Below are 23,460 nucleotides of genomic sequence, written 5' to 3' on the forward strand. Positions count from 1 at the left end.
CATGACGGGCCCTGTTGCTGCCAACAAAAGGTATATGTCCCTCATTGCCGTCAAACGGCTCATAACGGGGACAAGTGTCCTTCTGCTCATTCTTGCCGGCACCGGGACCGGCGCCCGCGCGGCTGAGCGAGACGACGTCGCCGAAGGCTATGTGGTGGCACTGAGGCCCGTTTCCGGCACGGGAGCCGAGGCGCAGACGCGCGCGGTCGCCGCCGACCTGGCCGTCCGCCACAACGGGGTGCTCCAACACGTCTACACCTCCGCGATCCAGGGCTTCTCGCTGCGGATGCGGAGCGCGGACGCGATGGCCTTGGCCATGGACAGCCGTGTGGCCGTGATCGAACCGAACCGCCCACTGCGTGCCGGGGCGGCCCCCTCCTGGGGGCTGGACCGCGTCAACCAGCGGAGCCTGCCGCTCGACGGCCGCCGGGTCCACGGCCCCAGCGCGTCGGGGGTGACCGCCTACGTCATCGACTCGGGCGTGCGCGTGACCCACAGAGACTTCGGAGGCCGGGCGAGGCACGGCTACGACGCCGTGGACCGCGACCCGGTCGCCGACGACTGCTCGGGCCACGGCACGCACGTCGCCGGCACGCTGGCCGGCCGCAGGTACGGCGTGGCCAGGGACGCCGCCGTGGTGGCCGTGCGAGTGCTCGACTGCGAGGGGAGAGGCACCACGGCCGACGTCGTCGCCGGCATCGACTGGGTGACGCGGAACGCCCGGCTCCCCGCGGTCGCCAACGTGAGCATCCTGGGCAGCCCCGGCGACATCCTGGACACGGCCGTCGCCAACTCCATCGCCGAGGGCATCACCTACGTCGTCGCCGCGGGCAACAGCGACGAGGACGCCTGCGGCAGCTCCCCCGCCCGCGTGGGAGCGGCCCTCACGGTCGGGGCCACCACGGCCTCCGACACCCGGGCCCCCTTCTCCAACTGGGGCCGCTGCGTCGACCTGTTCGCCCCCGGCGCCCTCATCACCTCCGCCTGGAACACCGGCGACGGGGCCTCCTCCACGCTGAGCGGCACCTCGATGGCCGCCCCGCACGTCGCGGGCGCCGCGGCGCTGCTGCTGGCCATCCACCCATCCGCCACCCCGGCGCAGGTCGCCCAGATGCTCATCGGCCAGGCCACGGGCGGGGCGCTCAGCGACGTCGGCGCCGGCTCCCCCAATCTCCTGCTGTACGCCGAGGACGAGCCGAGGACCTAGCCTTCTCGAGACGCCGGGACCCGAGCGGGTCATACGGCGAAATACCCAGGGGGCCGGCCAAGAAATTGGCCGACCCCCTACGGTCGATCAGGCTTTCACTGTCCCGAATCTTTTGTGCTTCGCCTTAGTCCTGGACGACCTTGACGCTGCAGTCCACCGGCTCCTTGTCGGCGACGGTGACCGGCGAGACAGGAACGAGGACGATGATGATGTCGCCGATGCTGCGGTTGCCGCACACGGCGATGTTGCCGGACGCCTCGGAGACGTTCTTTTCGAGCGCGTTCGGCCACGTGTCGGCCTGAGCCGGAGTGGCGAGGGCCGCACCGGCGAACGCAGCGATCACGGCACCGCTGAACGCGAGCTTCTTGAGCATCTGATCTCCCGATCGGTCTCGGTCTGAGGATTCAGCTCGTTTCCCGGAGGGATGAGCCGGTAGGCCAGTAGTAGACCGGCCTGCCAGATGAGAAGCAAGCGGATAACACCGCTCTCGCCGTAAAGAATATTCAAGCCTTAACGAACGGCCCTGCAAGCAAAAATGCGCGCCGGATCGGGGGCGGTGCGAATCTGATGGTATACACAAATGAGCGGTTGAGGTGGAGTATCGGCGGCAAAAAGCGGGCGTCGCGGCACTTGCCACGACGCCCGCGAATTCGGGTGTACGTCGAGAATGCTCCCTCATGAAGGAGATCGGCGGAAGTCCTGCTCATGGGCCCGGCTGCCTGCTCGTCCTACCTGCCCCACGGCACCTTGGATGCGTGCCGGACCGCCGGTGTCGCTAGCTGCTCAAGTCCATGTGCGGACAGGGCCGATGCCCTTCATGAGGTACTCCGCGCCCGCTACTCCTGGCTGATGCCGACGGAGCAGGTCACCGAGTCCTGGGAGATGGTCCCAATCGGCGCCAGGAGCGTAATGATGGGCACGGTGACGTTGCCGGCGCCGCGGTTGCCGCAGACAGCGGCATTGCCGCTCGCGCTGGCGGTGTTGATCTTGATGTCCTTCCCGGGGTCGCCGTCCGCGAATGCAGGAGCGGCGACAGCCAGGCTCGCGATCGCCGCGCCGCCGACGAGAATCTGCTTAAGCATGTTACTCCTTGGTTGATTTCGACCTGATAGCTCAGCCTTGCCGCTTCAAGGCTGGCATGAGCTAGTAGACCCCCGTTTAACGGCGCGAGCAAGCGAATAGCAGCAAAGAACTCTTAAGCTCTCCCCAACACGTTTTTCTGGCGGCAAATCCGATATCCAGGACATAGGATGCCTTTTTGCGCGTCCGGTGGAACGGGAGGCGAAGCGGTGATCTGGCGGTTGATGTCCATCAGCCTGCCGCCGTTTGTCGATAGAAGTCCGTAGCTGCCGGGAAAAGATGGTGCAAGATGGGCATTTAGCTATGAAATGGGCAGGGTTGAAGCCCGGCGCGAACGCCTCGTGAAGGGCGAGCCGTCGTTACGCAGGTTGAGTGTGCAATGTCCGATACGGGTCGAAGGTCCTCACATTGTGAGGCCGGGGCGCCGAAGACCGCCTGAGGGATGGCTGCGGCAGCGGTTGTCGGCAGCGGCGATGCCGGTCCAGCCGATCATGCACGCCGACCCGGATGCCGGATCCCGGGGCGGTGGCGTAGACGATGACGATCGTGGCCTCGCCGGTCCGCGGTCGGTGCGGCGGCGCTCGACCTGCGGGCTTGAGCGGTATGGGAAGGCGGACCGTGCCGGACCAGGGCGGCCTTCAGACGGCGGACCTCGCGGGCGGCCGTGGGCCTGCTCGTCGCCGCCGTTGTTGAGGACACCCTGGCGTCAGGGCAACGCCTTGAGGCGGCAGTGCGGCGTGGGCCGCCCTTGACGAGCAGCAGCCGGCGGCAGCCGGCGGGCATGGCCGTACTGGCGTGCAAGATGCCGGAGGAAGCCGCCACGTTGGTCAGGTCGAGGCCGGCCGGCAGCGCCGTGAGGCGGGATCGCGTTGCCTGTGGCCCGGTCCGCCGCTGGGCCAGGATGGTCCGGGTGGCGTGGCGGGTGTCGGCGAGCGGGCGGACGGCGCTGCCGTAGCCGCCCCATGGTCGGCGGTGCCGGGCGGGCGGCACAGGCGAGCACGCCGGGGCCGTATCCGCGGACGAACCGGGTGATCGGCGCCAGGGAGGTGGTCCGGGCCGGTGAGGAGGTCGGTGGAGGTGACGTGCGCTCCACAGGCGATGAGCACCGGCAGGGGGAGACGATGTGCGAACGCGACCCCTGTTCTCGATCGGCTGGCTTCGACAACCGACGATCACCGGGGCCGCGTTTGCTGTCCGGGCGTTGGATCCCTATCCCGCCCTCGTCCGACTCACTCTGTCTCACCAGCCGAGAACGCTCAGGCCCTGGGGTCTTCAGCTCCTCGGTCTCATGACGTGAGAACGCTTCGGCCCTGGAACCTCTGGATAGGCGCCTGGCTGTTCAAGTCCATGTGCGGACAGGACCCGACGCCCTTCATGGGGTACTCCGCGCCCGCTACTTCTGGCTGATGCCGACGGAGCAGCTCACCGGGTCCTTGGAGACGGTGTTAATCGGCGATGCGATCGGAAGGACGCCAATGAAGACGTCGCCGATTCCCTGGTTGCCGCAGACGGCAACATTGTCGTCCGCGGTGGCGGTGTTGATCTTGACGTCCTTCTTCCAGGGGTCGTCGCCCGCGAACGCAGGAGTGGCGAGGCCCAGGGCCGCGATCGCTGCGCTGCCGACGAGAAGCTGCTTGAGCATGTTACTCCTTGGTTGATTTCGACCTGATAGCTCAGCCTTGCCGCTTCAAGGCTGACCATGAGCTAGTAGACCGGCATTTAAAGCCGTGAGCAAGCGAATAGCGGCAAAGAACTCTTAATCTCTCCTCAACACGTTTTTCTGGCGGCAAATCCGGTGTCCGGGACATAAGGGTCTTTTTTGTGTGCCCGGCGGAACGGGAGGCGAAGCGGTGATGTGGTGGTTGATGGACATAAGCCCGCCGCCGTTTGCCGATGGAAGTCCGTAGCTGTCAGGAAAGGGTGGTGCAAGATAGGCATCTTGCTATGAAACGGGCAGGATTGAAGCTCGGCGTGAACGGCCCTGCGAAGGGCAAGCGGCCGTTATGCAGGTTGAATATGCAATGTCCGGCATGTCTGGCGAGCCTGACCAAAGCCGCAAGGCTGACCGGCAGGCTCTTCCACCTCGGCGACGCCCATCGAGGGCGTGGACATCGAGGGCGTGGACATCGAGGGCGTGGACATCGAGGGCGTGGACATCGAGGGCGTGGACACTGACGGTGCGGACACGCCTGCCGCGCGGCACGGCTGGTCGGTTCAGGCGCCGGTACGGCCCGCGCCAGGACAGGATGAGCCGGGCGGCCGGTCAAAATGCCGCGGGATCGGAGGCGGGCCGACGATCTGGCCGGCTCCGTGGGCGATGGCCGGTCAAAGGGTCGGCCAAATCGCTGAGGGAATGGAGGCGGGGTCAGGCGGGTCGTCATGGCCGCGGCAATCGCCTTCCGGCCTGGTGCGCTGCCTTCCGGCCTGGTGCGCTGCCTTCCGGCCTGGCGCGCCGCCGGTTGGGGGCGGCGCACCAGCACCCAACCTCCCAGTGCCCCCGGCCACGACCGGGCGGCCCACCACCTGCTTCTCCCCTAGCCTCGGCTTCGCCGAGGCCGCTCGGATCGTCACGGCGCGGCCGAAGGAGGTCCAGTGCCGCCACACCCGGTCGACGGCCGGCGGCGCCTCAGGCGCTCACAGGGCCGCGCGGTGAGCCGATGGCCTGAACGGGCATCCCGCGCACGCGATGCCCCGCCGGACAGCCTCGATGTCGCCGAATTCCGGCAAGATCCGGCGGAAATGACAATTGGCCACCGGACCGGACGGTTCACGAAAGATGCGGCGCTTTCGCTTCTCGGGATGAAAAAAGCTTCTCAGGACGAAAAAACAGGGGGCCGGCCAATTTCATGGCCGGCCCCCTATGGTCGATCAGACTTCGCTGATCTGGATATTCTGCGCCTCGTCCTAGTCCTGGACGACCTTGACGCTGCACTCCACCGACTCGTCGTCGGCGATGGTAACCGGAGTGAGCGGAACGAGAGGGATGAGGATGTCGCCGAGGCCACGGTTGCCGCACACGGCGATGTTGCCGGACGCCTCGGAGACGTTCTTTTCGAGCTCGTTCGGCCACGTGTCGGCCAGGGCCGGAGTGGCGAGGGCCGCACCGGCGAACGCAGCGATCACGGCACCGCTGAACGCGAGCTTCTTGAGCATCTGATCTCCCGATCAATCTCGGTGTGAGGATTCAGCTCGTTTCCCAATGGGATGAGCCGGTAAGCAAGTAGACCGGCCTGCCGGATGAGAAGCAAGCTAAGAGTGCCGCCTCCGCCGTAAAGAATCGCCAAACATGCCAGGACTTTCTTTAGCCGGAAGGCGATGGCGTGACGCATTCACGTCGAGCCGAAAGGTCTGCAAAGAGAATGGCCGCCGGACCGGCGGCCGTTGAAATCAGCGAAACAAATATGACGCGCGTCGCCCTGTGCACCGGGCGGGCCCGGCCGGGGCCGGTCACGTCCGGCGGAAGGCCGATCGCCGTCGCGCCACCACCGCGCCACCACCGGGCCACCACCACCGGGCCACCACCACCGGGCCACCGCCGCGCCAGCCGTCGCGCCGGACTGCGGACCGGTGGTCCGCCGCCGTGGCGGCGGGCCTCTTCGGCGCCGTCCCCGCGGGTGTGCCCTTCTCAGCCCTCGCCGTGGTCCGGGCGGGTCGAGTGGACATGAATGCCGCAGTCGACGTGCCGCTGCTCGGCGAGGGCCGTCGGGGCGATGGGGGCAAGGATGATGAGAAGTGACTCAATTCCGGAATTGCCGCACACGATCACGTTTCCGTACGGCATGGGCGTGTCGAAGTCGTCCGGACGAGGCGTCTCGGCGTGGGCCGGGGTGACGAGCAGCATGCCGGCGAATGTCGCGAGGGCGGCACCGCCCGATGCGAGCCTCTTGAGCATGGGGACTCCCGATCGGTCTCGGCCTGAGGAATCGCTCTCGGCCTGGCGTCAGCTCACGCCACGGCGAATGAGCCGCTAGAGAGTAGACCGGCCCGTCCGACGAGGCGCAAGCCACGAACGCAGCCGCCGCCGTAAAGAATCTTCAAGCCTTGCCGGGACGGCGCCTCAGGGGGAAAGCGCATGGTGGTGAATCGCGGCAGATCCCCCAACCCGCTTTCAGCCGGGTCATCAACGGCAAAAAGCGGGCGTCGTGGCTAAGACCACGACGCCCGCGATTTCGGCTATATGCCCAGAGGGGGCTAAATCCTCAAGAAAGGAGATTTCGGGAGCCCCGGCACGGGTTCGGAGGTTGTGCGGCCAAACCTGCCGAACACGTGCAGGACGGACCGTTGGTGACGTTGTCCGTCTTCGTCCTACTCCTGCTTGACCGTGATGCTGCAGTCCACCGGCTGGTTGTGCGCGAGGTTGACCGGCACGAGGTTGAGAAGGATGAGAGCGACGTCGCCGATTCCCTGGTTGCCGCAGATGATGATGTTGTCGGATGCCGTGCCGGTGTTGTGCTTGATGCCCTGGTGTGGCCGTGGATCGCCGTCGGCCAGGGCCGGAGAGGCGAAGCCGGCGAGCCCCGCGATCACGGCGCCGCCGACGAGAAACTGCTTAAGCATTTTACTCCTCGTTGATCTCGATCTGATGCTCGGCCTTACCGCGTGGAGGCCGCCATGATCCAGTAGACCCCTGTTTAACGGTGTGAGCAAGCGAATAGCAGCAAAGAAGGCTTAATCTCTGATCATCCCGTTTTTCTGGCGGCGAATCCGTATTCCAGACTTAATTCACCTGTTTTCAGGAGCCTTGCGGAGCCGTAGGCCGAGATTGGTCCAGATAGGTTGACCCGTGCGAAAAGGGACGCGCGCCGGACGAGCACGCCGCTGGCCTCGTGCCGGTGACCGGCACGAGGACCACATCAGCCCAGCGCCGACCGCCCGGCACCCTCGCCAGAAGAGCCTCACTTCCGCACGGATCGCACCAGGCCGGACGTCACCGTGCGGGCCGCGAACCGCGTCCCGTGGACGAATCGCATCACCGGCCCGAAGGTCGGGGCGGCGGCGAGGCCGACGATGAAGAGGCCGGGCACGCTCGTCTCGAAGTGCCTCGACAGCCGGGGCGCCGACCTCAGGTGCCGCACCGCGCGCCGGACCTGGCGGTCGAGCACGGTGATGCGGGCGACGTCCACCACGTAGCCGGTGGCCGCGATGACGTGGTCGGTGCGGACGGTCGTGACCTCCCCGTCGGCGCCCTGGAGGGTGAGGGTGACGTCGTCGCCCGCACGCGCCTCCCTGAGCTGCGTCGACAGCAGCACCGGGATGCCGGCGAAGCGCTCCCTCAGCCACCACGATCCGGCCGGGCCGAGCGTGTTGCGGACGATGCGCCGCCGTACCGAGGCCGGAAGGGAGGGCACCACGCCGGGCAGCTCCGACCACACCCAGGACTTCCACCCGGTGCCCAGGCCCGACATGGGCGCCAGCGCGCGGGCCAGCGGGCTGCGGTTGACCACGGGCACGGTGTTCCACTCCAGGGCCGCCGTGCGCACCACGACGAGCGGCCGGGCGCCGGCCTCGCGCAGCAGGCAGGCCGTCTCGAGCGCCGACTGCCCCGCCCCGATGAGCGCGACGTCCTTGCCCGCGAAGCGTGCCGGGTCGTGCACCTGGCAGCTGTGCAGGGACAGCTCCCCCGGCAGCCCTTCCAGTACGGCGGGGCGGTGCGCGAAGGGCAGGAAGCCCAGCGCCAGCACCACGGTCCTGGCCCGCACGACCTCCTCGGTCGACAGCGTGACCACGAACTCGTCCTCGTCCTTGGCCACCCGCGTCACGTCGACGGGGACGACGCAGTCATGCACCGCGTTCTTCTGGAACCAGCGCCCGTAGTCGACGAACCGATCCACCGGGATGGGCTGGCCGTACCCGCACGGCAGGCTGTTGCGCGCGCAGTAGTCCTCGAAGGTGAAGTGACGGCCGGGATCGGCGAGGTTGGACGCCGCCGGCTCGGATTTCAGCAACATGCCCACCGGCATGTTCCGGTCCCACGATTCCATCGGCCGGCCGAAGACCTGGACCTCCAGGCCATGCGCCAGCGCGTGAGCGGCGACGGACAGGCCGTAGGGGCCGGCGCCCACAATGGCGACGTCGATCATGTGTTTTACCCCTGCTCTGAGCTTGATGGTGATGAGTGGCGGTGTGTGGCGGTTCAGCGGGCGGGGAGCCAGCGGGTGAGCGTACGGCGGAGCGTGTACCCGACCATCCCGGCGAACGGTTTCCTGTCGTCGGCGGCGTACCAGGCCAGCTCGTCGGCCTCCACCAGGCAGCGCAGCCAGCTCACCGTCCGCCTGCCGGGGGCGCCGCGCCGCGGGATCATCCGCTGGACCAGGTCGTAGTTCTCGACCAGGTACGTCCTGCCGTACACCGGACGGACCGCGGGCAGCGCGCCGCCGGTGAGGTCCACGAAGGCGGCCCTGACGACGTCCATGCCGTTGGTGTCGCTGAAGAGCCGGAACTGCGCGCCGACGCGGGGGTTGAAGTCGACCAGGCAGTAGCGGTCGTGCTCGGCGTCGTAGCGGAAGTCCAGGTCGAGGATGCCGGTGTAGCGCAGGGCGGCCGCGAGGCCGCGGGCGGTCTCCTCCAGCCGGGGGTTCGGGAGCCAGCGGCCCAGCGTGGTGAGGCCGGCCGCCGGGGGATAGGCGTGGTCCTTGCGCCCGGCGCCGCCGAACAGGCACGTCGAGTCGCCCGAGAAGTAGCCGTGGAAGAACCAGTCGCTTCCCGGGCGGTGCGGGATGTACCGCTGGAGCAGCAGCGCGTTGTCCGGCCCGATGTCCAGGCCCGGCAGCATCGCCGCCTGGCGGCTGCCGCGGATGACCACGGTCGTGCCGGGGCCGCCGCCCGTCCGCGGCAGCCACGGCCTGGCCCACTTGGCCACCAGCGGGTAGCCGAGCTTCGCCACGGCGGTGGCCAGCTGGCCGGGGTCGTCGACCACCAGCGTCTCCGGGTGCGGCACGCCCAGGTCGCGGCAGACGTCGGCCAGGCTCGCCTTGTCGGCCAGCCGTACCGGCGAGGCCTCCTGCCGCGGCAGCAGGAAGCCCTCCGCCAGGTCGGCGGCGTGCTCGACCGTTTTGATGGCCGTCAGGTCGTCCATCGCGAACAGCACGGCGCGCCTGCCGATGCGCGCCGCGAGCGCGAGCAGGGTCGCCTCGAAGCGGTCGCCGCCCTGCCAGGTGTGGAGGGCGGTCAGGTATCTCGAGTGCGCCACCGGCCCGTGCGCGGCCTCCAGGACCGCGTGAACCTCGATCCCCAGCCGGCCGAGCGTGCGAATGGCCGCCAGCGTGCCGTGGTGAAAGGGATTTCGGTTCATCCGTATGACGACCGCCGGAGTCCCCACGTCAACCGACAAGGGGACGCCCACGGCCCTCGCGCCGTGTTCCGGCGAATCCATGACCATGGCGGTAGTCCTATCACGGATGCGCCGCGACGCGCGCTTGCGCCATGTTCGAGCGGTTTTTCTTTAGCGGCGTTTGACGCTTTTCTGACATTGGCTCGTTTCGATCGGCGAATCGCGTTATTCGCCACGAACCGCCGATCGCGTCAAATGTTCTCGGGTTGCCGCGAGAGGGAATAGAAGTTTCACATGATGTCAGCCGGTCGTCGACGCATCGAGAGGCGACGAAACGTGAGATGGGGCCGCGTTCCACCAACGCTGGCGCTCGGTGTGCTCGGGGTCGCGGTCCTGTCCGTCGCCGTCGCCGGTGCCCAGCAGGCGATGCGCTCCGAGCTTCCCAACGGGGCGGGCAAGGCCGCGCTCGGCGTGTTCCTGGGGTCCGACTTCCGAGGCGTGGCCCGCGTGCCGGGCTTCGAGGCGTGGCTGGGCAGGGAGGTGACGGTCGGCCGCACCTACCTGCCGGGCGAGACGTGGGAGTCGCTGCGGGGCCCGGGCTTCATCCTCGACCCCTGGACGCGGTGGAAGTCCGCCAAGCCGGGCCGTGTCCTCGCCATCAACGTGCCCATGATCGCGCCCAACGAGAGCGGCATGTCCGACTTCGAGGTCTCGGTGCTGCTGAGGGCGGGTGCGGCGGGGGCCTTCGACCTGATCTTCCAGGACCTCGCCACCAAGCTGGTGGCCGCCGGGGCCGGGGACTCCGTCATCGTCATCGGCTGGGAGATGAACGGCACGACCTACTCCAGCCGCTGCGCCCCCAATCCCCCGGCGTGGAAGGAGTACTGGCGGCGCATCGTCACGAGCATGCGGTCGGTCCCCGGGCAGAGCTTCCGCTTCGACTTCACGCCCAACCGGGGGAGTGACGCCATCGCGTGGACCGCCTGCTACCCGGGCGACGACGTGGTGGACATCATCGGCATGGACGTCTACGACCAGGCGCCGGGACGCAGCTTCTCCGACTACGTCAACCAGCCGTACGGCCTGCGGCACCACGCCGAGTTCGCCGCTGCCCACGGCAAGCCGATGTCGTTCCCCGAATGGGGGCTGTTCCGGTACGGCGACCGCCCCGAGTACGTCCGCGAGATGCTGGACTGGATCGCCACCCATAACGTCGCCTACCACTCCATCTCGGATTACTGCCCGCACGGGGTCTGGCAGTGCCCGGCCAACTCGCGGTCCGCCGACGTCTACCGCAGGCTGCTGAGAGCTCAGCCGAACCCGAGTCCCACGCCGACGTCGACGACTCAGCCGACTCAGGCGACCTCCCAGCCGCCCACGCAGCCTGGCACACCGCCAGGCACACCGCCACCCATCCTGCCACCCACCCTGCCGGCCACGCAGCCGGCCTCACAGCCGACCGCGGCCCAGCCGGCGAGCCCGTGGCCGTCCGCCGTCTCCTCCGGCTTGTGGTCCCCGGCGCCCTGGCCCACCGCGGCCGCGCCGTCGCGGCCGCTCCCGGCGGTCACGGCGCCGGCGACCGCGTTCCCGCCCGTGCCGGCGACCGCGCTCTCGCCTGTGCCGGCGCCGGCGCCCCAGGTCATGCCCGCGCCGGGCAAGCCGGTGCCCAGCCCCACCACGATGCCGATCGTCACGCCGCGGCCCTCCGGCACCTCTCGGTCCTAGCGTCCGGGCGAGCACGAGAAGATGCCGTGCCCCTCGTGGAGCACGGCATCAAGGACCTCGGCCGTCCTACATGTTGGGCGGTGTGTGGTTGATGAAGGCCGTGCAGTTCTTCGGCCAGGAGTCCGGCTTGTCTGAGTGGGTGACCGCGCACCGCGTCTGGTAGACCCCGCCGGTCGAGGTCAGCACCGTGACGGCGATCGAGTCGCCCAGGGTGGCGAGCGTCACGTCCACGACGCTGCGCGGGTAGCCGGACAGGCCGGAGAGGTTGTACCAGTACGGCCCGCTTCCGCGAGGGTCGCGGATCCAGGTCTGGCCGCCGCTCCGGACGACGCCGATGAACTTGTTGCCGCCGTGGGGGGCCGTGTCGATGCCGACGGAGGAGCCCGCCGGTCCGGGCGGGCCCTGGAGACCACGCGGACCCTGCGGGCCGCGCGGGCCACGCTTGTGGTTGTGCACGTGGTCCCGCTGGTGCCCGTTGGACTTGCGCGACCAGGAGTAGCCGCCCTGGTCGTTGTTGCCGCGGACGGTGGGCTTCAGGGTACGAGGCCAGCCGCCCTGGTCGCGGTCGTCGCGGACGGTGGGCTTCAGGTCACGAGGCCAGCCGCCCTGGTTGCGGATGTCGCGGATGGTGGGCTTCAGATCACGAGACCAGCGGTCCTGGTCGCGGGTGGTGGGCTTCGGATCAAGAGGCCGGCTGGCCTTGACGCCCGAGACGGGGACGGCGGTCGCCTGAGCGCTCACGCCCACCGAAGGCAGCAGGAAAGCGCCTGCCCCAACGGTGGAAATGGCGAGAATGCGAACGCCGTGTCTGATTGCCTTGAAGGCCATGATTCTCCCGTTTCTTTTACAGGGTAATTTCTCTGCCGGTCAGGCAGCTACGGTCTACCCGAGGGTGATTACCGTCGAACGTGCGCTATTTTGAATTGTGCGCAAAGAAGCCGCAAACACCGATTCGGCATCCAGAATTACGGGATAAAATAGTCTCAGGCTCTTTTGGCGGCTCCGCGGAATTGGAGGTCAATATCCCCGATGGGTGATTCGGGGAGAAAGTTCCGCCACTCGGGCCGTCAGAGCCGCCAGGCGGTCGAAGGCCGTCCCGGCGTGGAACTCCTTCGCCCGGATGGCCGCCGCCTGCCCCTCCGCCCAGGCGATCTGGGGCTGGGCCAGCCGTACGGCGAGCTCGGCGGCCAGCGCCTCGACCGCCTCGGCGGGGACCAGCGCGCCCACGTCGGGCGTGACCACCTCGGCCAGCCCGGGCACGGCGGTGGCCACCACCGGGCGCCCGCTCGCCAGCGCCTCCAGGACGGTCAGCGGCAGCCCCTCCCAGCGGGAGGGCAGGACGACCACGTCGGCCGCGGCGTACCAGGGCCGCACGTCGCCGACCGGCGGGTAGAAGCCGGCTCCCGGGACCGCGAGCCGTTCGAGGTCGTGTCGCATGTCCCCGTCGCCCACGATCGCGAGGAGGGCGGCGGGACACTCCCGCCTGACCTGCTGCCAGGCCCGGAGCAGCACGTCCTGGCCTTTCTGCCGGGTCACGCGGCCGACGCACACCGCCAGGGGCGCGTTGCCGGGCAGGCCGAACCCGCGGCGGGCGCGCTCCCTGGCCTCCTCGTCCGCCGGATGGAACCAGTCGAGGTCCACGCCGTTGCGCACGACGACCAGCTCGCCGGTAATGCCTTTCTCCCGGCCGAGCTCGGCCTCGCCCTCGCCCACGCACACCACGGCGTCGCACCACCGGGCCGCCGCGCGTTCCCACGCCGCCGCGGCCCGCACCATCGGCCCCCGGCACGCCAGCCAGGACCAGCCGTGCGGCTGGAAGATCGTCGGCCGCCGGCCGCGGACGGCCAGGCGTCCCACCAGGCCCGCCTTGGCGGAGTGGAGGTGGACGACGTCGGGGTCGACGCGGTCGACGATCTCGCGCAGGCGGCGCAGCTCCGGCAGGCAGCCGGGCCCGGGCGAGCGTCCGGCCTCCCACGGCACATGCTCGATCCCCGGCGCGTCGAAGGCGGCGGGCGCGGCCACGGTGACCGGCCAGCCCCGGGTCACCTGGTCGGACGCGGCGGCGGCGACATAGCGGGCCACGCCGCCGTCCGCGGGCTGGCTGACATGGAGGACGGAGGGCATCAGCGCTCGCCCTCCTGCGGTGCGGGCGCGAAGCGCGCCAGCCAGGGCCACCGCTGCTTGGCGAAGGTCCTGGCGGCCCGCTCGGTCCGGGCGTGGGCCGCGTACCAGGCCGCCTGCCCGCCGCGGCCAAGGATCAGCCGGTGGTTGTCGACCGGCTGGGCGCCCCACTTGATCTTGTGGGGTTCGGTGCCGCGCAGCAGGCTCAGCGTCGGGATGCCACGCGCGTACGTGGCCTGGAGGTTGTGGCGCAGCAGCAGCGCGAAGATGTCGATCTTCGTGCGCAGGTCCGGGTGCGCGCCGTACAGGTAGCCGCCGGTGAAGTCCTTGCCGATGAGGCACAGGTCGGAGACCACCAGCCGCCCGTCCACCCGGAACTCCGTCAGCGCCGCCCGCCGCTGGGCGATGAGCGACCGGACGGCGCGCGTCAGGTGGCCCGAGAACCGCGGGCTGAGGTGCTCCGGGTTGATCCCCCGCCCGGCCCACTGCAGGGCGTGCAGCCGCAGCAGGTCCGCGATGCCCCGCGCCGCCTGCTCGGCGGGGACCGCGGTCACCGACACGTTCAGGTTGTCGATCCTGCGCAGGGTACGGCGTAGCTTGCCGGCCGTGCGCGTGTCCATGCCGGCGAGGTGGGCGTCCATGGTCGCGGCCGGGATCTGCAGGCACGGCGAGGCCGGGAGCCGCCAGTGGGACCCCGGCCAGCCGGCACGCACCCGGTCGAGCGCCGAGCCCGGGCGGATCTCCGGGAAGTCGACCACGTCCCAGCCCGGCTGGCCCAGGACGGCCTCGGCCATGGCCCTGGCCGCCTCCTCCCGGTGCTCGTCGTCGAGCAGGATGTCGGTGAAGTCGGACTGCCCTGCGCCGACGGGACTCAGGACGCGGCAGCCCAGGCGGCGCCCGGCCATGAGGGGGAGGGCCCCGACCAGCCGCTCGTGGCGGCGCAGCAGGAAGATCCGCAGGTGCTCCGGCCTGCCGTACTCGCGCCACCAGGAGTCGAGCCACGCATGCGTCTGGAACGGCGTGGCCGTCGAGCAGCGGTCGTAAAGGTCGTCCCACTCCTCCTTCAGGCTTCCCCACTCGCCGGGATCGGTCACGGGGTGGAGCGCCCACTCCCGCAGCCCGGTGCGCGCCGTCATGCCTCCACCTTCTCTTTCTCCTTGCCGGGCACCCGCTCTTTCACCCGCTCCTTGCCGGGCTTGCCGACGACCTGCGGCAACGCCACCTCCTGGGGCCCGGTTCCGGTACGGCGCAGCCGCGACCCCGGCGCGGGGCGCACCAGATACGCCAGCGAGCCCAGCAGCGCCCCCGCCGCGCCCCCCACGGCCAGGTTGACCGCCAGGTTGGGCGAGGAGGGCCGCGTGGGCGGGTGGGCCGCCGACAGGCTGGCCATGCGCACGCCCGTGTCGGCCGAGTGGCTGTTGGCGTAGGCGATGAGCGCCTGGGCGACCGCGTTGGCCTGGTGGGCGGCCCGCTCGGAGGTGGTGGCGGAGGCGTTCAGGCTGATCACCGGCGCGTCGGGGGAGGCCGACACGCGCACCACCCGCTGCAGGTCGTCGACGGACTGTCTGGGCACGTTGAGCAGCATCACCGAGCCCAGCACGGCCGGCTGGGTGACGATCTTGGCGAAGGCCTGCGCGAAGCGGGTGGCCTGCTCGACGTCGCCCCGGTCCTTGGCGACCACGACGACGTAGGCCTCCGAGGTGTAGACGGGCTCCCTCAGCAGGGAGAACCCCAGCCCCGCCGCCAGCCCCGCGAGCACGGCGGCGGCCTGCGGCCACCACCGGAGCAAGGCCACCGCTTTCGAACTCATCATTGATATTCCTCCAGGGTCGGTCCAGCGGTCCCGGCCTTGGCCGCCTGCTCGAGGATCCGCTGGTAGAGGCCCTCCACGCGGGCCACGTGATGCCGTATGTCGTAGTGCGCGACGGCGGCCGGGCAGGGATGGCGGGTGAGCCCGCCGGCGATGAGGGCCCGGATCGCGTCACCGATCGCGTCCGGGTCGCAGGCCACCCGGCGCGCGCCGGGAGCGGCGCCGGGCGGCAGCTCCTCCAGCGCCGGACAGGCGTTGTAGAGCACGGGCAGGCCGGCGGCGAGCGCCTCGACGACCGCCAGCCCGAAGGTCTCCTCGGGCGAGGGCGCGACGAAGAGGTCCATGGCCGACAGCAGGGCGGGCACCTGCGCCGACTCGCCGGCGAACAGCACGCGGTGGGCCACGTTCAGGCGGCGGGCGAGGGCCAGCAGGTCCAGGCGCGCCGGCCCGTCGCCCACCAGCAGCAGGACGACGTCGGGAACGTCGGCGACCGCCCTGATCGCCACGTCGAACCGCTTGCCGTGGTCCAGGCGTCCCACACCGCCGACGACGACCGTGCCCGGGCGGATCTCCAGCCGGCTCCTGGTCACCTTGCGCAGGGTGGGATCGAAGGCGTAGACCCGGCTGTCGATGCCGTTGGGTATCACCTCGATGCGTGATCGCGGCACGCCCCACGCCAGCAGCCGCCGGGCCGTGGCCATGGACACGGCGATCGTCGCGTGCCCGAGCCGCTCGCCGCCCCTGGCGAGCATGCGGACCGGCCAGGTGATCCGCCGGCCCTCGATGCGTTCCTCGCCGATGGAGTGCTCGGTCGCCACGATCGCGGTCACGCCCGCCATCCGGGCGGCGAGCCGGCCGTACAGCCCGGCGCGGTAGAGGTGGGTGTGGACCACGTCGTAGCGCCCGGCCCGCATGAGCCTGGCCAGCCGCGGCAGCACGCGCAGGTCGCGGTTGCCGGTCATGCCCAGGTGGTGCACCGGGACGCCGCTGTCGCGGATGGCGCCGGCCATCACGCCCGGGTTGGTCAGCACCGCCACCTCCGATCGGAGGGTGTGGTGGGAGACCAGGTCGAGCAGTTGCCGCTCCGCCCCGCCCGCCGCCAGGCCGGTGATGACGTGCAGTACCTTCATCGCCCGCGCCTCCACTTCCAGCGGTGCCGGGCGCGCTTGGCGTACAGCCGGAGCAGGCCGTCGCGCTGGCCGATGTAGGTGCGCGGCAGCGTGTGCTGGTCGGCGGCCGGCGGCTTGATGGCGCAGGCGTAGGAGTACCCGGCGGCCCGGGCGGCGTCGACCGCGTTCTCGTCGATCGCGCCGTACGGGTAGGCCAGGCCCTCGACCTGGCGTTGGACGATCTCCTCCAGCAGCACCCGGCTGGTCTTCAGTTCCCGCTCGACGTCGTAGGGGTCCGCCGAGGCCAGGACCGCGTGCGTGACGGTGTGGGAGCCGACCTCCATGCCCTCGGCGACCGCCCACCGCAGGTCCTCGGCCGTCATCAGCGGCTTGCGCGGCCCGTCGGGATCCCAGTCGTTGACGCCGCCGATCTTCCCGGCCACGACGAAGACCGTGGCGGTGAACCCGTGCCGCCGCATGATCGGCACGGCCTGGGTGACGAAGTCGGCGTACCCGTCGTCGAAGGTGAGGCCGACGAGGCGGCGCGCCCGCCTGGTGTACTGGGCCAGCAGCAGCTCCCGCACGGACACCCCGCGCAGCCCGCGGCCCGCCAGCCACGCCATCTGGGCGGCGAACCGCTCCGGGGTGACGGTGATGTGGTACGGGTCCGCCTCGTAGTGGTCGACGGAGTGGTACATCAGCACGTACGGCGCCGCGGCGCTTGCTCTCATCGTGGTCGGTCTTTCTCTGCGGTGCGCATGGTCGCGAACTCCTCCTTGAGTCCGGTGAGGACGGCGGCGAGCGCGAAGACGGCCGTCACGGTGACGCCCCCCGCGCCCAGGGCCAGTGGCAGGGGGAGGGGCTGGAGCAGGGGGCGCAGCAGGTGGCCGGCCAGGCCCGCGGCCACGGCGGCGGCCACGAGCCGGGCCGTCGTCAGGGCGACGGCCGCCCTGGGCAGCCGCACGGGCGTGCGCCAGCCGGCCAGCAGCAGGACGGCGGTCAGGGTGATGCCCGCGGCGTTGGAGAGCGCGATGCCGCCGGCGCCGAGGGGGCCCGCGAGCACCAAAGCGCCCACGGCCGTGCAGGCCAGGCCGGCGCCCATGGTGGCGGCCGGCACCCAGGAGGGCCGCTCGGCGGAGAAGTACACGCGGTAGACCACGCCCACGACCGTCTGGCCGAGCAGTCCGAGGGAGTACAGCCGCATGCTCCAGGCCGTGTGGGCGGTGTCGGCGGCGGTGAAGGCGCCGCGCTCCAGCAGGAGCCGGACGATCTCCGGGGCGAACACCACGAGGAACGAGGTCGAGCACAGCACGATGGCCCCGGCCACCAGCAGGTCGTCGGTCACCCGGCGCCGCGCGCCCGCCTCGTCCCCGGCCGAGATGCTGCGGGCCAGGGCGGGGAACGTCACAGTGGCGACGATCAGCGAGATGATCATCGGCACCTGGGCGATCTTCTGCGCGAAGTTGAGGTGGGAGATCGAGCCCGCCGGCAGGGTGGAGCCGACCAGCCGCTCCACGAACACCTGGCCCTGGCGGACGAGCGTGAAGGTGGCGATGGGCACGAAGCCGCCGAGCGAGAAGGCCGCGCGGGTCACGATGCGCCGCGGCAGCCCCACCTTCCTCAGGAAGGCGGGCAGCTGGACGGCCACCATGAGCAGGCTGCCGGCGGCCACGCCCCAGGCGGCGGCCAGCACGCCCAGGTCGTGCTCCGCGGCGACGATGAGGGCGATGATCCCCACGTTGTAGGCGACGTAGATCGCGGCCGGGGGGCCGAAGACGTGCTTGGAGCGCAGCGCGGCGCTCGCGTAACCGGCCAGCGCGAAGGCGACGACGGTGATCGAGGTGACGCGGGTGCAGGCGGTGGCCAGCTCCTGCTCGTCCATCCCCGGCGCCAGGCCGGGGACGATCCAGGGCGCGCCGAGCATGACGGCGACCGTCACGGCCAGGAACCCGGCCGCGGCGACGGGCAGCGTGGCGCCCACGACCTCCCTGATGTCCCTGCCTTCCACCAGCGCGCGGCTGAACATGGGCACCAGCAGGCACATCATCGCCCCCTCCAGCAGGAGCGACGCGGCGGTCTCCGGAACCGTCCAGGCCACCAGGAAGGCGTCGGTCTGCGCGGTGGCGCCGAAGACGCCGGCGATGAGCAGGTCGCGGACGAACCCGAGGGCCGACCCCAGGGCCGTCAGCACGGCGGTCAGGCCCGTGGCGCGGACCAGCCGCGAGCGGGTGACGCGCTCCTCGTCTTCGAGCATGGTCATGGGCGGACCTCGTCGCAGATCGTCGACAGCGCCAGGCCGATCATCACCGCCGTCACCACCGTGGGCGGTCCGCCCGGGTCGGCGTAGACGAAGTCGGTGAGCTGCCAGGCGACGAACCCGGCGGCCGTCAGGCTCGCGGCGGTACGGCGGCGCCGTACCGCCAGGCAGGCCCACACCGCCAGCCCGCCGCCCAGCGCGCAGAAGGCGGTGAGCCCGACCAGCCCCTGCTCGCTCAGGACGAGCAGGTACATGTTGTGGGGCGACAGCAGCGGCTGCCGCTGGAAGCCGTTGACCGGGTCGGCGGTGTCGCTGCCCGCCGACACGTGGACGGGCGCGTAGCCGTCACGCTGCTCGGCGAATCCGCGCGGGCCCACGCCGAGCAGCGAGTGGTGCCGCCACATCCCGACGGCCGCCTCCCACAGCCCGTAGCGGTCGGTGACGGACTGGTCGGGCTGGGACGTCGAGGACATCAGGGATGTCATGCGCTCGGCCAGGGTGGGGGAGCCCATCCCGATCACGGTCGCCAGGACGCCCGCCGCCGCGCCGACGAGGGCGACCCGCACCGCCGTACGCCACCCGGACAGCACGGTCATGGCCGCCGCGGCCACCAGGCACGCCACCCAGGCGCCCCGGCTCAGCGAGGCGGTCAGCGCGGGGACCAGCACGCACAGGGCGAGGATCGCCAGGCCGCGCCGCCGGCCGCGGCAGGTCAGCGCCACGGCGAGGGCGACGACCAGGCCGTAGCTGACGAGGGTGGCCATCCCCATGACGTCGACGGCTCCGAAGGTGCCGACCGCTCTGATCGGCTCGCCCGCGTAGGAGGCGCCGGAGCCCGTCGCGGTCTGCCACAGGCCCACCAGTGCCTGGACCAGCGCCACCGCGAGCACGGTCCCCATGAGGAGGCGGCGGCCGGCGCGGTCGCGGATCACGAGGACGACGGCGAGCGGGATGATCGCGAAGACCTCCAGGAACCGCACGAACCCCGTCAGGCTGGTGACGGCGTCGGGGGAGGCCAGCGTGGCGGCGGTGACGGCGAGCACGGGAGGGGCGAGGATCCACACGCGCCTGGAGAGCGGGCGAAGCGACGCGCGGGCGGTGACCGCCGCGGCGGCGACCAGCCCGACGGCGGCGACGTCCGCGACCGCCACGCTGAACGCGCCGTCCTTGTGGCCCTGGGGCACGCACGCCAGAGCCACCGTCAGGGCGGCGAAGACGCCCGGGCGGAGGAGGTGACCGGGCGGCGCGACCTCGGTGCCGATGACCCGGCTTGCCGTGACTGTCATGCGCCGCCCTATCCGCCCAGGCGCAGCACGCAGACGAAGGTCCGCAGCATGATCTGCACGTCCAGGCCCAGAGTCCAGCTGTCGATGTAGTGGTTGTCGTAGCGGGCGCGGGCGTCGATCGAGGTGTCGCCGCGCAGGCCGTGGACCTGCGCCCAGCCGGTGATCCCCACGGGCACGCGGTGGCGGCTGCCGTAGTGCGCCAGCGAGCTGGAGAACCGGTCGACGAAGAAGGGCCGTTCCGGCCGCGGCCCGACCAGGCTCATGTCGCCGCGCAGGACGTTCCACAGCTGGGGCAGCTCGTCGAGGGAGCTCTTGCGCAGGAACCGGCCCACCGGCCCGATGCGCCGGTCGTCGGCGATGGTCCAGCGCGTGGCCGACTCCAGGGGGTCGGCCGGCGCGAGCGTGCGGAACTTCAGCAGCTCGAAGCACCGGCCGCCGGCGCCCACCCGCTGCTGGCGGAACAGCACACCGGGACCGCCCTCCAGCCGCACGGCGAGCGCGCACAGCGCCAGCAGCGGGGAGACGGCCAGCAGGCCGAGCGCCGCGATCACCACGTCGAGCGCCCGCTTCACCGCCCAGCCGGGCCGGCGCTGCGCGGGCGGGACCATCGGCAGCAGCGGGAAGCCGCGGATGTGGTCGCCCGGAGAGATGAAGTCCAGCAGCGGGCTGTCCGGGGGCGGCGCGAGGAGGACACGGCAGCCGAGGCCGGCGATCTCGTGAAGCGCCGCCCGCGCCAGCGGCGGGCCGGTGATGATCACGATGTCCGGGCGTACGGCACGCACGAGCTCGACGCAGTCGGCCCGCGTCCCGAACCACGGCACGTGCTCGCGGACCGGCTCGTCGTCGATCAGGCCGATCGGCACGATGCCGCCCTCCGGGTGGGCGAGCAGTTCGGCCACGATCCGCCCGCCGTGGCCGGCGCCGACGACCACCGCGCGCCGGGCACGGCGTCGCGCTGGGGGAAGGTGGCGGGCCAGGTGACAGGCGGTCGTCAGCGCCGCGTACGCGGCGGCCGCCGCGAGCCAGGCGGTGAGTCCGGGGAGGACCGGAGCGGAGACCATGGCGACGACGATCAGGCCGGAGCACAGGTACCGCGGCGCGTGCGACCAGGTCCCGGCCCGGTCGTAGAGCCCGAGCGTGGCGTTCACCAGGAGGGCCAGCGCCGTCGCGAGGAGGACGTCGGGCCACGACCAGCCCATGACCGCGGCGGCGCCGAGCAGGCAGGCCGCCTCCTGCGCCGGTCGGGCGGCCAGTGCCCCCCACGGGGGGCGGCCGCCCGGCGGCGAACCCGTGTTCCGTATCGGTGTGCCGCCGGTGAGTTCGCTCTCGCTAGCGGTTGTGGCCATTGGTTCGTGCCTCCAAGGTCACTGCGGTCCATTCAGCTGGGATGCTCACGGCGGGCTGAGACGAGCGATGTGGGGGTGGCACTGCCTCTTCCGGCACCGCCTGTTTCCGGCATCGCTTGGTTTCCGGGCGCCGCGTGTTTCCGGCGCGGCCGGTGTCAGGGCGGCGCCGGTTCCGCGAGGAAGCGGAATACGCAGACGCGGGCGCCACCCATGATCCCTCCGAATAGTACTTGGAGAATGCGGGCGATCAGCGGTGGAAAACCGGGCGTCGCGGGTGATCTGGTGGCAAAGATTTCCCAGCCGGACGTGGCGGTGAATTGTCGCGGACTTGGCAATATCGTGGACGCCTCGGGAGAATATCGCGGGCGTGCCTAGGGAGAGTTCAGGGAAATTCAAACCCGCGGCTTCCTTTCGTTGCGGAGGCCGCGGGTTCGCGGATGATTCGCCCCTTTGCGGGCGGTCGCCGGACCGGTGGTCAGATGCGGATGTCCACCTGGAAGGGGTCCTTCTCCACCAGGACGGGGCCATGATGGGTGCGCACGTGGACGATCATTTTGCCGTCGTTTTTCATCGTGATGTAGAAGACGACAGGCTGCCCGGCGGCGTACGTGGACTTGGAGTCGTAAACCCAGATGTGGGAATTCCTGGCGCATGCCCCCGTGTGGCTGAACTGCGCGCGGACCCAGTCGCGGAAGCCGTCCGGCGGCATGAGGGTCACGCCCTCGGCATCCCTGATCAAGAAGATGACCGGGCACTCGTCGTAGCGGACGACTAGGGGCTGAGTCATCATCCGTCCTCCTTCGGGGTGCTTCGGCGGGTTACGGCTCCATGGGGAGAAAACCCCGGTTGGCTGGACGATCTGGTCGATTGATATATGCCCACTTCGAGGCGGAAATCGAGGGCCATCGCATGGATCGGGTCATGGTGGCATAAAAATTGCCGCCGTGCGCCCGGCGTTTTCCGCCATTGCGGCGGCGTTTCGCCGTGACCGGCGGCCGGGGCCGCCATGCGGCGGGCGTGGGCGTGGGCGTGGGCACGGCATGCCGCCTTGTCGCCTAAGGACCGGCCTAAGGACCGGCCTACGGGATCGGCCGGAAGGCCGCCCCGCCTCGGGCGACGCTCGCGGTGGGCGAGCCGGTGCGCCGCCCCGCCTCGGCGAGCACCCGCTCCACCCGGTCGGCCGCCGCGCCGATGTCGGTGACCGGGCCGATGGGCGCCCGCCACGGGAACCAGAAGCACAGCCGCCCCTCGTCGTCGGCGCCGGTCAGGATCGCGTCACGCATGACGGGGGCGACGGCGTTGACCACCTCCAGCAGGGGCGGATGCCCCTGGGAGGTGTTCAGGCCGACGATGAAACCGCGTCGTTCCAGTTCGCTGCCCAGTTCGCTCAGATATGCAATGGCGTCCGCGCTCATGGTGTCTTCCCGCTCTGATTCCGGCATTTCGCGATGATTGCCATACAGAGGGGATATGTGTCGCTTACGGCCATGGCAAACTCATGACATGACAATGGTATGGTCGCCATGCCGTATTTCTTCGGAAAGCTTGCCCTTCCTTTCCTTTTCTCACCGTCGCCGGAGCGTCGTCTGGAGCGTCGGAAGGGCGGAGGTCAGCGGGGATGGGGGCGGGAAGGGGCGCCGGTCCGGGCCGTCGCCGGGGCCCCTGTCGGCGGGGCGGAGGGCGACGGCCCCCCTCGCGGTGTCACGCGGGCTGAGACAGTCACGATGGGTCATCTGATGGGTCCATGACCGAGCTGGCGACGGCCCCCCTCGCGGTGTCACGCGGGCTGAGACTCCCGGACGGCGGTGCGCCGGGTGGTGGTAGCGGCGACGGGCTTGCGGCGCTTGCTGAGGGGAACACGCACGATCGCGCCACGCTCGTCGAACTCGGCGGCGTGCGGGTCGTCGAACCAGCGGCCGCCCTCGCCGAGGTACCGGAAGGCGAAGGTCTCGCCCTCGGGGACCGAGACGGACACGCTGTACCTGCCGTCCTCCTGACGCTTCATGGGGTGGGCGTAAGGGTCCCAGCCGTTGAAATCCCCGACGACCGAGACCGGACCGGTGACCTCGCCGTTGAGCGTGAACACGAGCTCAACCCGGCCGTCCTTGTCTGGTTTTCCTAGAGTGATCATTGTGTCCTCTCGCGTGGTTTTCCATCCGGCTTGTTGCCATCGGCATCCATACCCAGCCCCGCGGTGGCGGCGGTTGGATCTCCGGGAAATTGGCGACGGTTTTGAGAGAACACTGATG

22 protein-coding genes are annotated in these 23,460 nt (G+C 70.4%); 2 read left to right on the forward strand and 20 right to left on the reverse strand.

Annotation, left to right across the window (positions count from 1 at the left end; all coding sequences use genetic code 11):
• The first annotated feature begins 154 nt into the window (after nt 1–154).
• On the forward strand, nt 155–1,207 hold the full coding sequence (locus tag BSB02_RS01605) for a S8 family peptidase (RefSeq protein ID WP_206184459.1): 1,053 nt from the start codon (nt 155–157) through the stop codon (nt 1,205–1,207).
• Between the two features lie 124 nt (nt 1,208–1,331).
• Here the strand turns inward: BSB02_RS01605 and BSB02_RS01610 are convergent, their stop codons facing one another.
• The 8 genes from BSB02_RS01610 to BSB02_RS01650 form a co-directional block, all read right to left on the reverse strand.
• Nucleotides 1,332–1,580: a hypothetical protein gene (locus BSB02_RS01610; RefSeq protein ID WP_084955787.1), complete on the reverse strand. Its 249-nt coding sequence runs from the start codon at nt 1,578–1,580 to the stop codon at nt 1,332–1,334.
• 463 nt (nt 1,581–2,043) lie between these two features.
• Nucleotides 2,044–2,289, reverse strand: coding sequence for a hypothetical protein (locus BSB02_RS01615; protein WP_084955789.1), 246 nt, complete (start codon nt 2,287–2,289; stop codon nt 2,044–2,046).
• Nucleotides 2,290–3,680: 1,391 nt separating this feature from the next.
• Entirely contained in the window at nt 3,681–3,929 is a 249-nt protein-coding gene (locus BSB02_RS01625; protein ID WP_084955793.1) for a hypothetical protein, read from the reverse strand.
• 1,262 nt (nt 3,930–5,191) lie between these two features.
• Nucleotides 5,192–5,440 carry a hypothetical protein gene (locus BSB02_RS01630; protein ID WP_084955794.1) on the reverse strand — a complete coding sequence of 83 codons (249 nt, stop codon included), beginning with the start codon at nt 5,438–5,440 and terminating at the stop codon, nt 5,192–5,194.
• Nucleotides 5,441–5,912: 472 nt separating this feature from the next.
• On the reverse strand, nt 5,913–6,179 hold the full coding sequence (locus BSB02_RS01635; protein WP_084955795.1) for a hypothetical protein: 267 nt from the start codon (nt 6,177–6,179) through the stop codon (nt 5,913–5,915).
• 413 nt (nt 6,180–6,592) lie between these two features.
• Nucleotides 6,593–6,844, reverse strand: coding sequence for a hypothetical protein (locus BSB02_RS01640; RefSeq protein WP_084955797.1), 252 nt, complete (start codon nt 6,842–6,844; stop codon nt 6,593–6,595).
• Between the two features lie 338 nt (nt 6,845–7,182).
• On the reverse strand, nt 7,183–8,367 hold the full coding sequence (locus tag BSB02_RS01645) for an NAD(P)-binding domain-containing protein (RefSeq protein WP_084955799.1): 1,185 nt from the start codon (nt 8,365–8,367) through the stop codon (nt 7,183–7,185).
• 53 nt (nt 8,368–8,420) lie between these two features.
• Entirely contained in the window at nt 8,421–9,578 is a 1,158-nt protein-coding gene (locus BSB02_RS01650) for a carboxylate--amine ligase (RefSeq protein WP_084955801.1), read from the reverse strand.
• A gap of 354 nt (nt 9,579–9,932) precedes the next feature.
• Here BSB02_RS01650 and BSB02_RS01655 point away from each other — a divergent pair, with 354 nt between their 5' ends.
• Nucleotides 9,933–11,282: a glycoside hydrolase family 26 protein gene (locus BSB02_RS01655; protein WP_206184460.1), complete on the forward strand. Its 1,350-nt coding sequence runs from the start codon at nt 9,933–9,935 to the stop codon at nt 11,280–11,282.
• A 66-nt stretch (nt 11,283–11,348) separates the two neighbouring features.
• Here the strand turns inward: BSB02_RS01655 and BSB02_RS01660 are convergent, their stop codons facing one another.
• The 12 genes from BSB02_RS01660 to BSB02_RS01715 all read right to left on the reverse strand — a co-directional run bounded on the left by BSB02_RS01660 (nt 11,349) and on the right by BSB02_RS01715 (nt 23,297).
• Nucleotides 11,349–12,023 carry a hypothetical protein gene (locus BSB02_RS01660; protein ID WP_143590133.1) on the reverse strand — a complete coding sequence of 225 codons (675 nt, stop codon included), beginning with the start codon at nt 12,021–12,023 and terminating at the stop codon, nt 11,349–11,351.
• 276 nt (nt 12,024–12,299) lie between these two features.
• The gene (locus tag BSB02_RS01665; RefSeq protein WP_084955804.1) at nt 12,300–13,406 is read right to left on the reverse strand and encodes a glycosyltransferase; all 1,107 of its coding nucleotides are present in this window, start codon (nt 13,404–13,406) and stop codon (nt 12,300–12,302) included.
• Nucleotides 13,406–14,539 carry a GNAT family N-acetyltransferase gene (locus tag BSB02_RS01670; RefSeq protein WP_084955806.1) on the reverse strand — a complete coding sequence of 378 codons (1,134 nt, stop codon included), beginning with the start codon at nt 14,537–14,539 and terminating at the stop codon, nt 13,406–13,408. Before BSB02_RS01670 ends, BSB02_RS01665 begins: the two co-directional genes overlap by 1 nt.
• Nucleotides 14,536–15,216: a Wzz/FepE/Etk N-terminal domain-containing protein gene (locus BSB02_RS01675; protein WP_084955808.1), complete on the reverse strand. Its 681-nt coding sequence runs from the start codon at nt 15,214–15,216 to the stop codon at nt 14,536–14,538. The genes BSB02_RS01670 and BSB02_RS01675 overlap by 4 nt, the downstream gene beginning before the upstream one ends.
• Nucleotides 15,213–16,343, reverse strand: coding sequence for a glycosyltransferase (locus BSB02_RS01680; protein WP_084955810.1), 1,131 nt, complete (start codon nt 16,341–16,343; stop codon nt 15,213–15,215). The genes BSB02_RS01675 and BSB02_RS01680 overlap by 4 nt, the downstream gene beginning before the upstream one ends.
• Nucleotides 16,340–17,053 carry a polysaccharide deacetylase family protein gene (locus tag BSB02_RS01685; protein WP_084955812.1) on the reverse strand — a complete coding sequence of 238 codons (714 nt, stop codon included), beginning with the start codon at nt 17,051–17,053 and terminating at the stop codon, nt 16,340–16,342. The genes BSB02_RS01680 and BSB02_RS01685 overlap by 4 nt, the downstream gene beginning before the upstream one ends.
• Nucleotides 17,050–18,582, reverse strand: coding sequence for a lipid II flippase MurJ (locus tag BSB02_RS01690; protein ID WP_084955814.1), 1,533 nt, complete (start codon nt 18,580–18,582; stop codon nt 17,050–17,052). The genes BSB02_RS01685 and BSB02_RS01690 overlap by 4 nt, the downstream gene beginning before the upstream one ends.
• Nucleotides 18,579–19,865, reverse strand: a complete 1,287-nt coding sequence (locus BSB02_RS01695) for an O-antigen ligase family protein (RefSeq protein ID WP_084955816.1) — start codon at nt 19,863–19,865, stop codon at nt 18,579–18,581. The genes BSB02_RS01690 and BSB02_RS01695 overlap by 4 nt, the downstream gene beginning before the upstream one ends.
• A gap of 8 nt (nt 19,866–19,873) precedes the next feature.
• The gene (locus BSB02_RS01700) at nt 19,874–21,211 is read right to left on the reverse strand and encodes a sugar transferase (RefSeq protein ID WP_084955818.1); all 1,338 of its coding nucleotides are present in this window, start codon (nt 21,209–21,211) and stop codon (nt 19,874–19,876) included.
• 475 nt (nt 21,212–21,686) lie between these two features.
• Entirely contained in the window at nt 21,687–22,001 is a 315-nt protein-coding gene (locus tag BSB02_RS01705; protein WP_084955820.1) for a hypothetical protein, read from the reverse strand.
• A 289-nt stretch (nt 22,002–22,290) separates the two neighbouring features.
• Nucleotides 22,291–22,626, reverse strand: coding sequence for a hypothetical protein (locus BSB02_RS01710; protein ID WP_084955821.1), 336 nt, complete (start codon nt 22,624–22,626; stop codon nt 22,291–22,293).
• Between the two features lie 362 nt (nt 22,627–22,988).
• Complete coding sequence (locus BSB02_RS01715; RefSeq protein WP_206184461.1) at nt 22,989–23,297, reverse strand: isoamylase early set domain-containing protein; 309 nt, start codon at nt 23,295–23,297, stop codon at nt 22,989–22,991.
• Nucleotides 23,298–23,460 lie beyond the last annotated feature (163 nt).

This window comes from Thermoactinospora rubra (assembly GCF_002093975.1).
Lineage (GTDB): Bacteria > Actinomycetota > Actinomycetes > Streptosporangiales > Streptosporangiaceae > Nonomuraea > Nonomuraea rubra_A.

What these genes read in the sequence shown, in the direction of transcription:
- BSB02_RS01665 (WP_084955804.1), bottom strand. Translation starts at nt 13,406, where the DNA reads ATGCCCTCCGTCCTCCATGTCAGCCAGCCCGCGGACGGCGGCGTGGCC.
- BSB02_RS01675 (WP_084955808.1), bottom strand. Translation starts at nt 15,216, where the DNA reads ATGATGAGTTCGAAAGCGGTGGCCTTGCTCCGGTGGTGGCCGCAGGCC.
- BSB02_RS01625 (WP_084955793.1), bottom strand. Translation starts at nt 3,929, where the DNA reads ATGCTCAAGCAGCTTCTCGTCGGCAGCGCAGCGATCGCGGCCCTGGGC.
- BSB02_RS01710 (WP_084955821.1), bottom strand. Translation starts at nt 22,626, where the DNA reads ATGAGCGCGGACGCCATTGCATATCTGAGCGAACTGGGCAGCGAACTG.
- BSB02_RS01630 (WP_084955794.1), bottom strand. Translation starts at nt 5,440, where the DNA reads ATGCTCAAGAAGCTCGCGTTCAGCGGTGCCGTGATCGCTGCGTTCGCC.
- BSB02_RS01685 (WP_084955812.1), bottom strand. Translation starts at nt 17,053, where the DNA reads ATGAGAGCAAGCGCCGCGGCGCCGTACGTGCTGATGTACCACTCCGTC.
- BSB02_RS01705 (WP_084955820.1), bottom strand. Translation starts at nt 22,001, where the DNA reads ATGATGACTCAGCCCCTAGTCGTCCGCTACGACGAGTGCCCGGTCATC.
- BSB02_RS01695 (WP_084955816.1), bottom strand. Translation starts at nt 19,865, where the DNA reads ATGACAGTCACGGCAAGCCGGGTCATCGGCACCGAGGTCGCGCCGCCC.
- BSB02_RS01690 (WP_084955814.1), bottom strand. Translation starts at nt 18,582, where the DNA reads ATGACCATGCTCGAAGACGAGGAGCGCGTCACCCGCTCGCGGCTGGTC.
- BSB02_RS01635 (WP_084955795.1), bottom strand. Translation starts at nt 6,179, where the DNA reads ATGCTCAAGAGGCTCGCATCGGGCGGTGCCGCCCTCGCGACATTCGCC.
- BSB02_RS01670 (WP_084955806.1), bottom strand. Translation starts at nt 14,539, where the DNA reads ATGACGGCGCGCACCGGGCTGCGGGAGTGGGCGCTCCACCCCGTGACC.
- BSB02_RS01640 (WP_084955797.1), bottom strand. Translation starts at nt 6,844, where the DNA reads ATGCTTAAGCAGTTTCTCGTCGGCGGCGCCGTGATCGCGGGGCTCGCC.
- BSB02_RS01645 (WP_084955799.1), bottom strand. Translation starts at nt 8,367, where the DNA reads ATGATCGACGTCGCCATTGTGGGCGCCGGCCCCTACGGCCTGTCCGTC.
- BSB02_RS01615 (WP_084955789.1), bottom strand. Translation starts at nt 2,289, where the DNA reads ATGCTTAAGCAGATTCTCGTCGGCGGCGCGGCGATCGCGAGCCTGGCT.
- BSB02_RS01650 (WP_084955801.1), bottom strand. Translation starts at nt 9,578, where the DNA reads ATGAACCGAAATCCCTTTCACCACGGCACGCTGGCGGCCATTCGCACG.
- BSB02_RS01680 (WP_084955810.1), bottom strand. Translation starts at nt 16,343, where the DNA reads ATGAAGGTACTGCACGTCATCACCGGCCTGGCGGCGGGCGGGGCGGAG.
- BSB02_RS01610 (WP_084955787.1), bottom strand. Translation starts at nt 1,580, where the DNA reads ATGCTCAAGAAGCTCGCGTTCAGCGGTGCCGTGATCGCTGCGTTCGCC.
- BSB02_RS01700 (WP_084955818.1), bottom strand. Translation starts at nt 21,211, where the DNA reads ATGGCCACAACCGCTAGCGAGAGCGAACTCACCGGCGGCACACCGATA.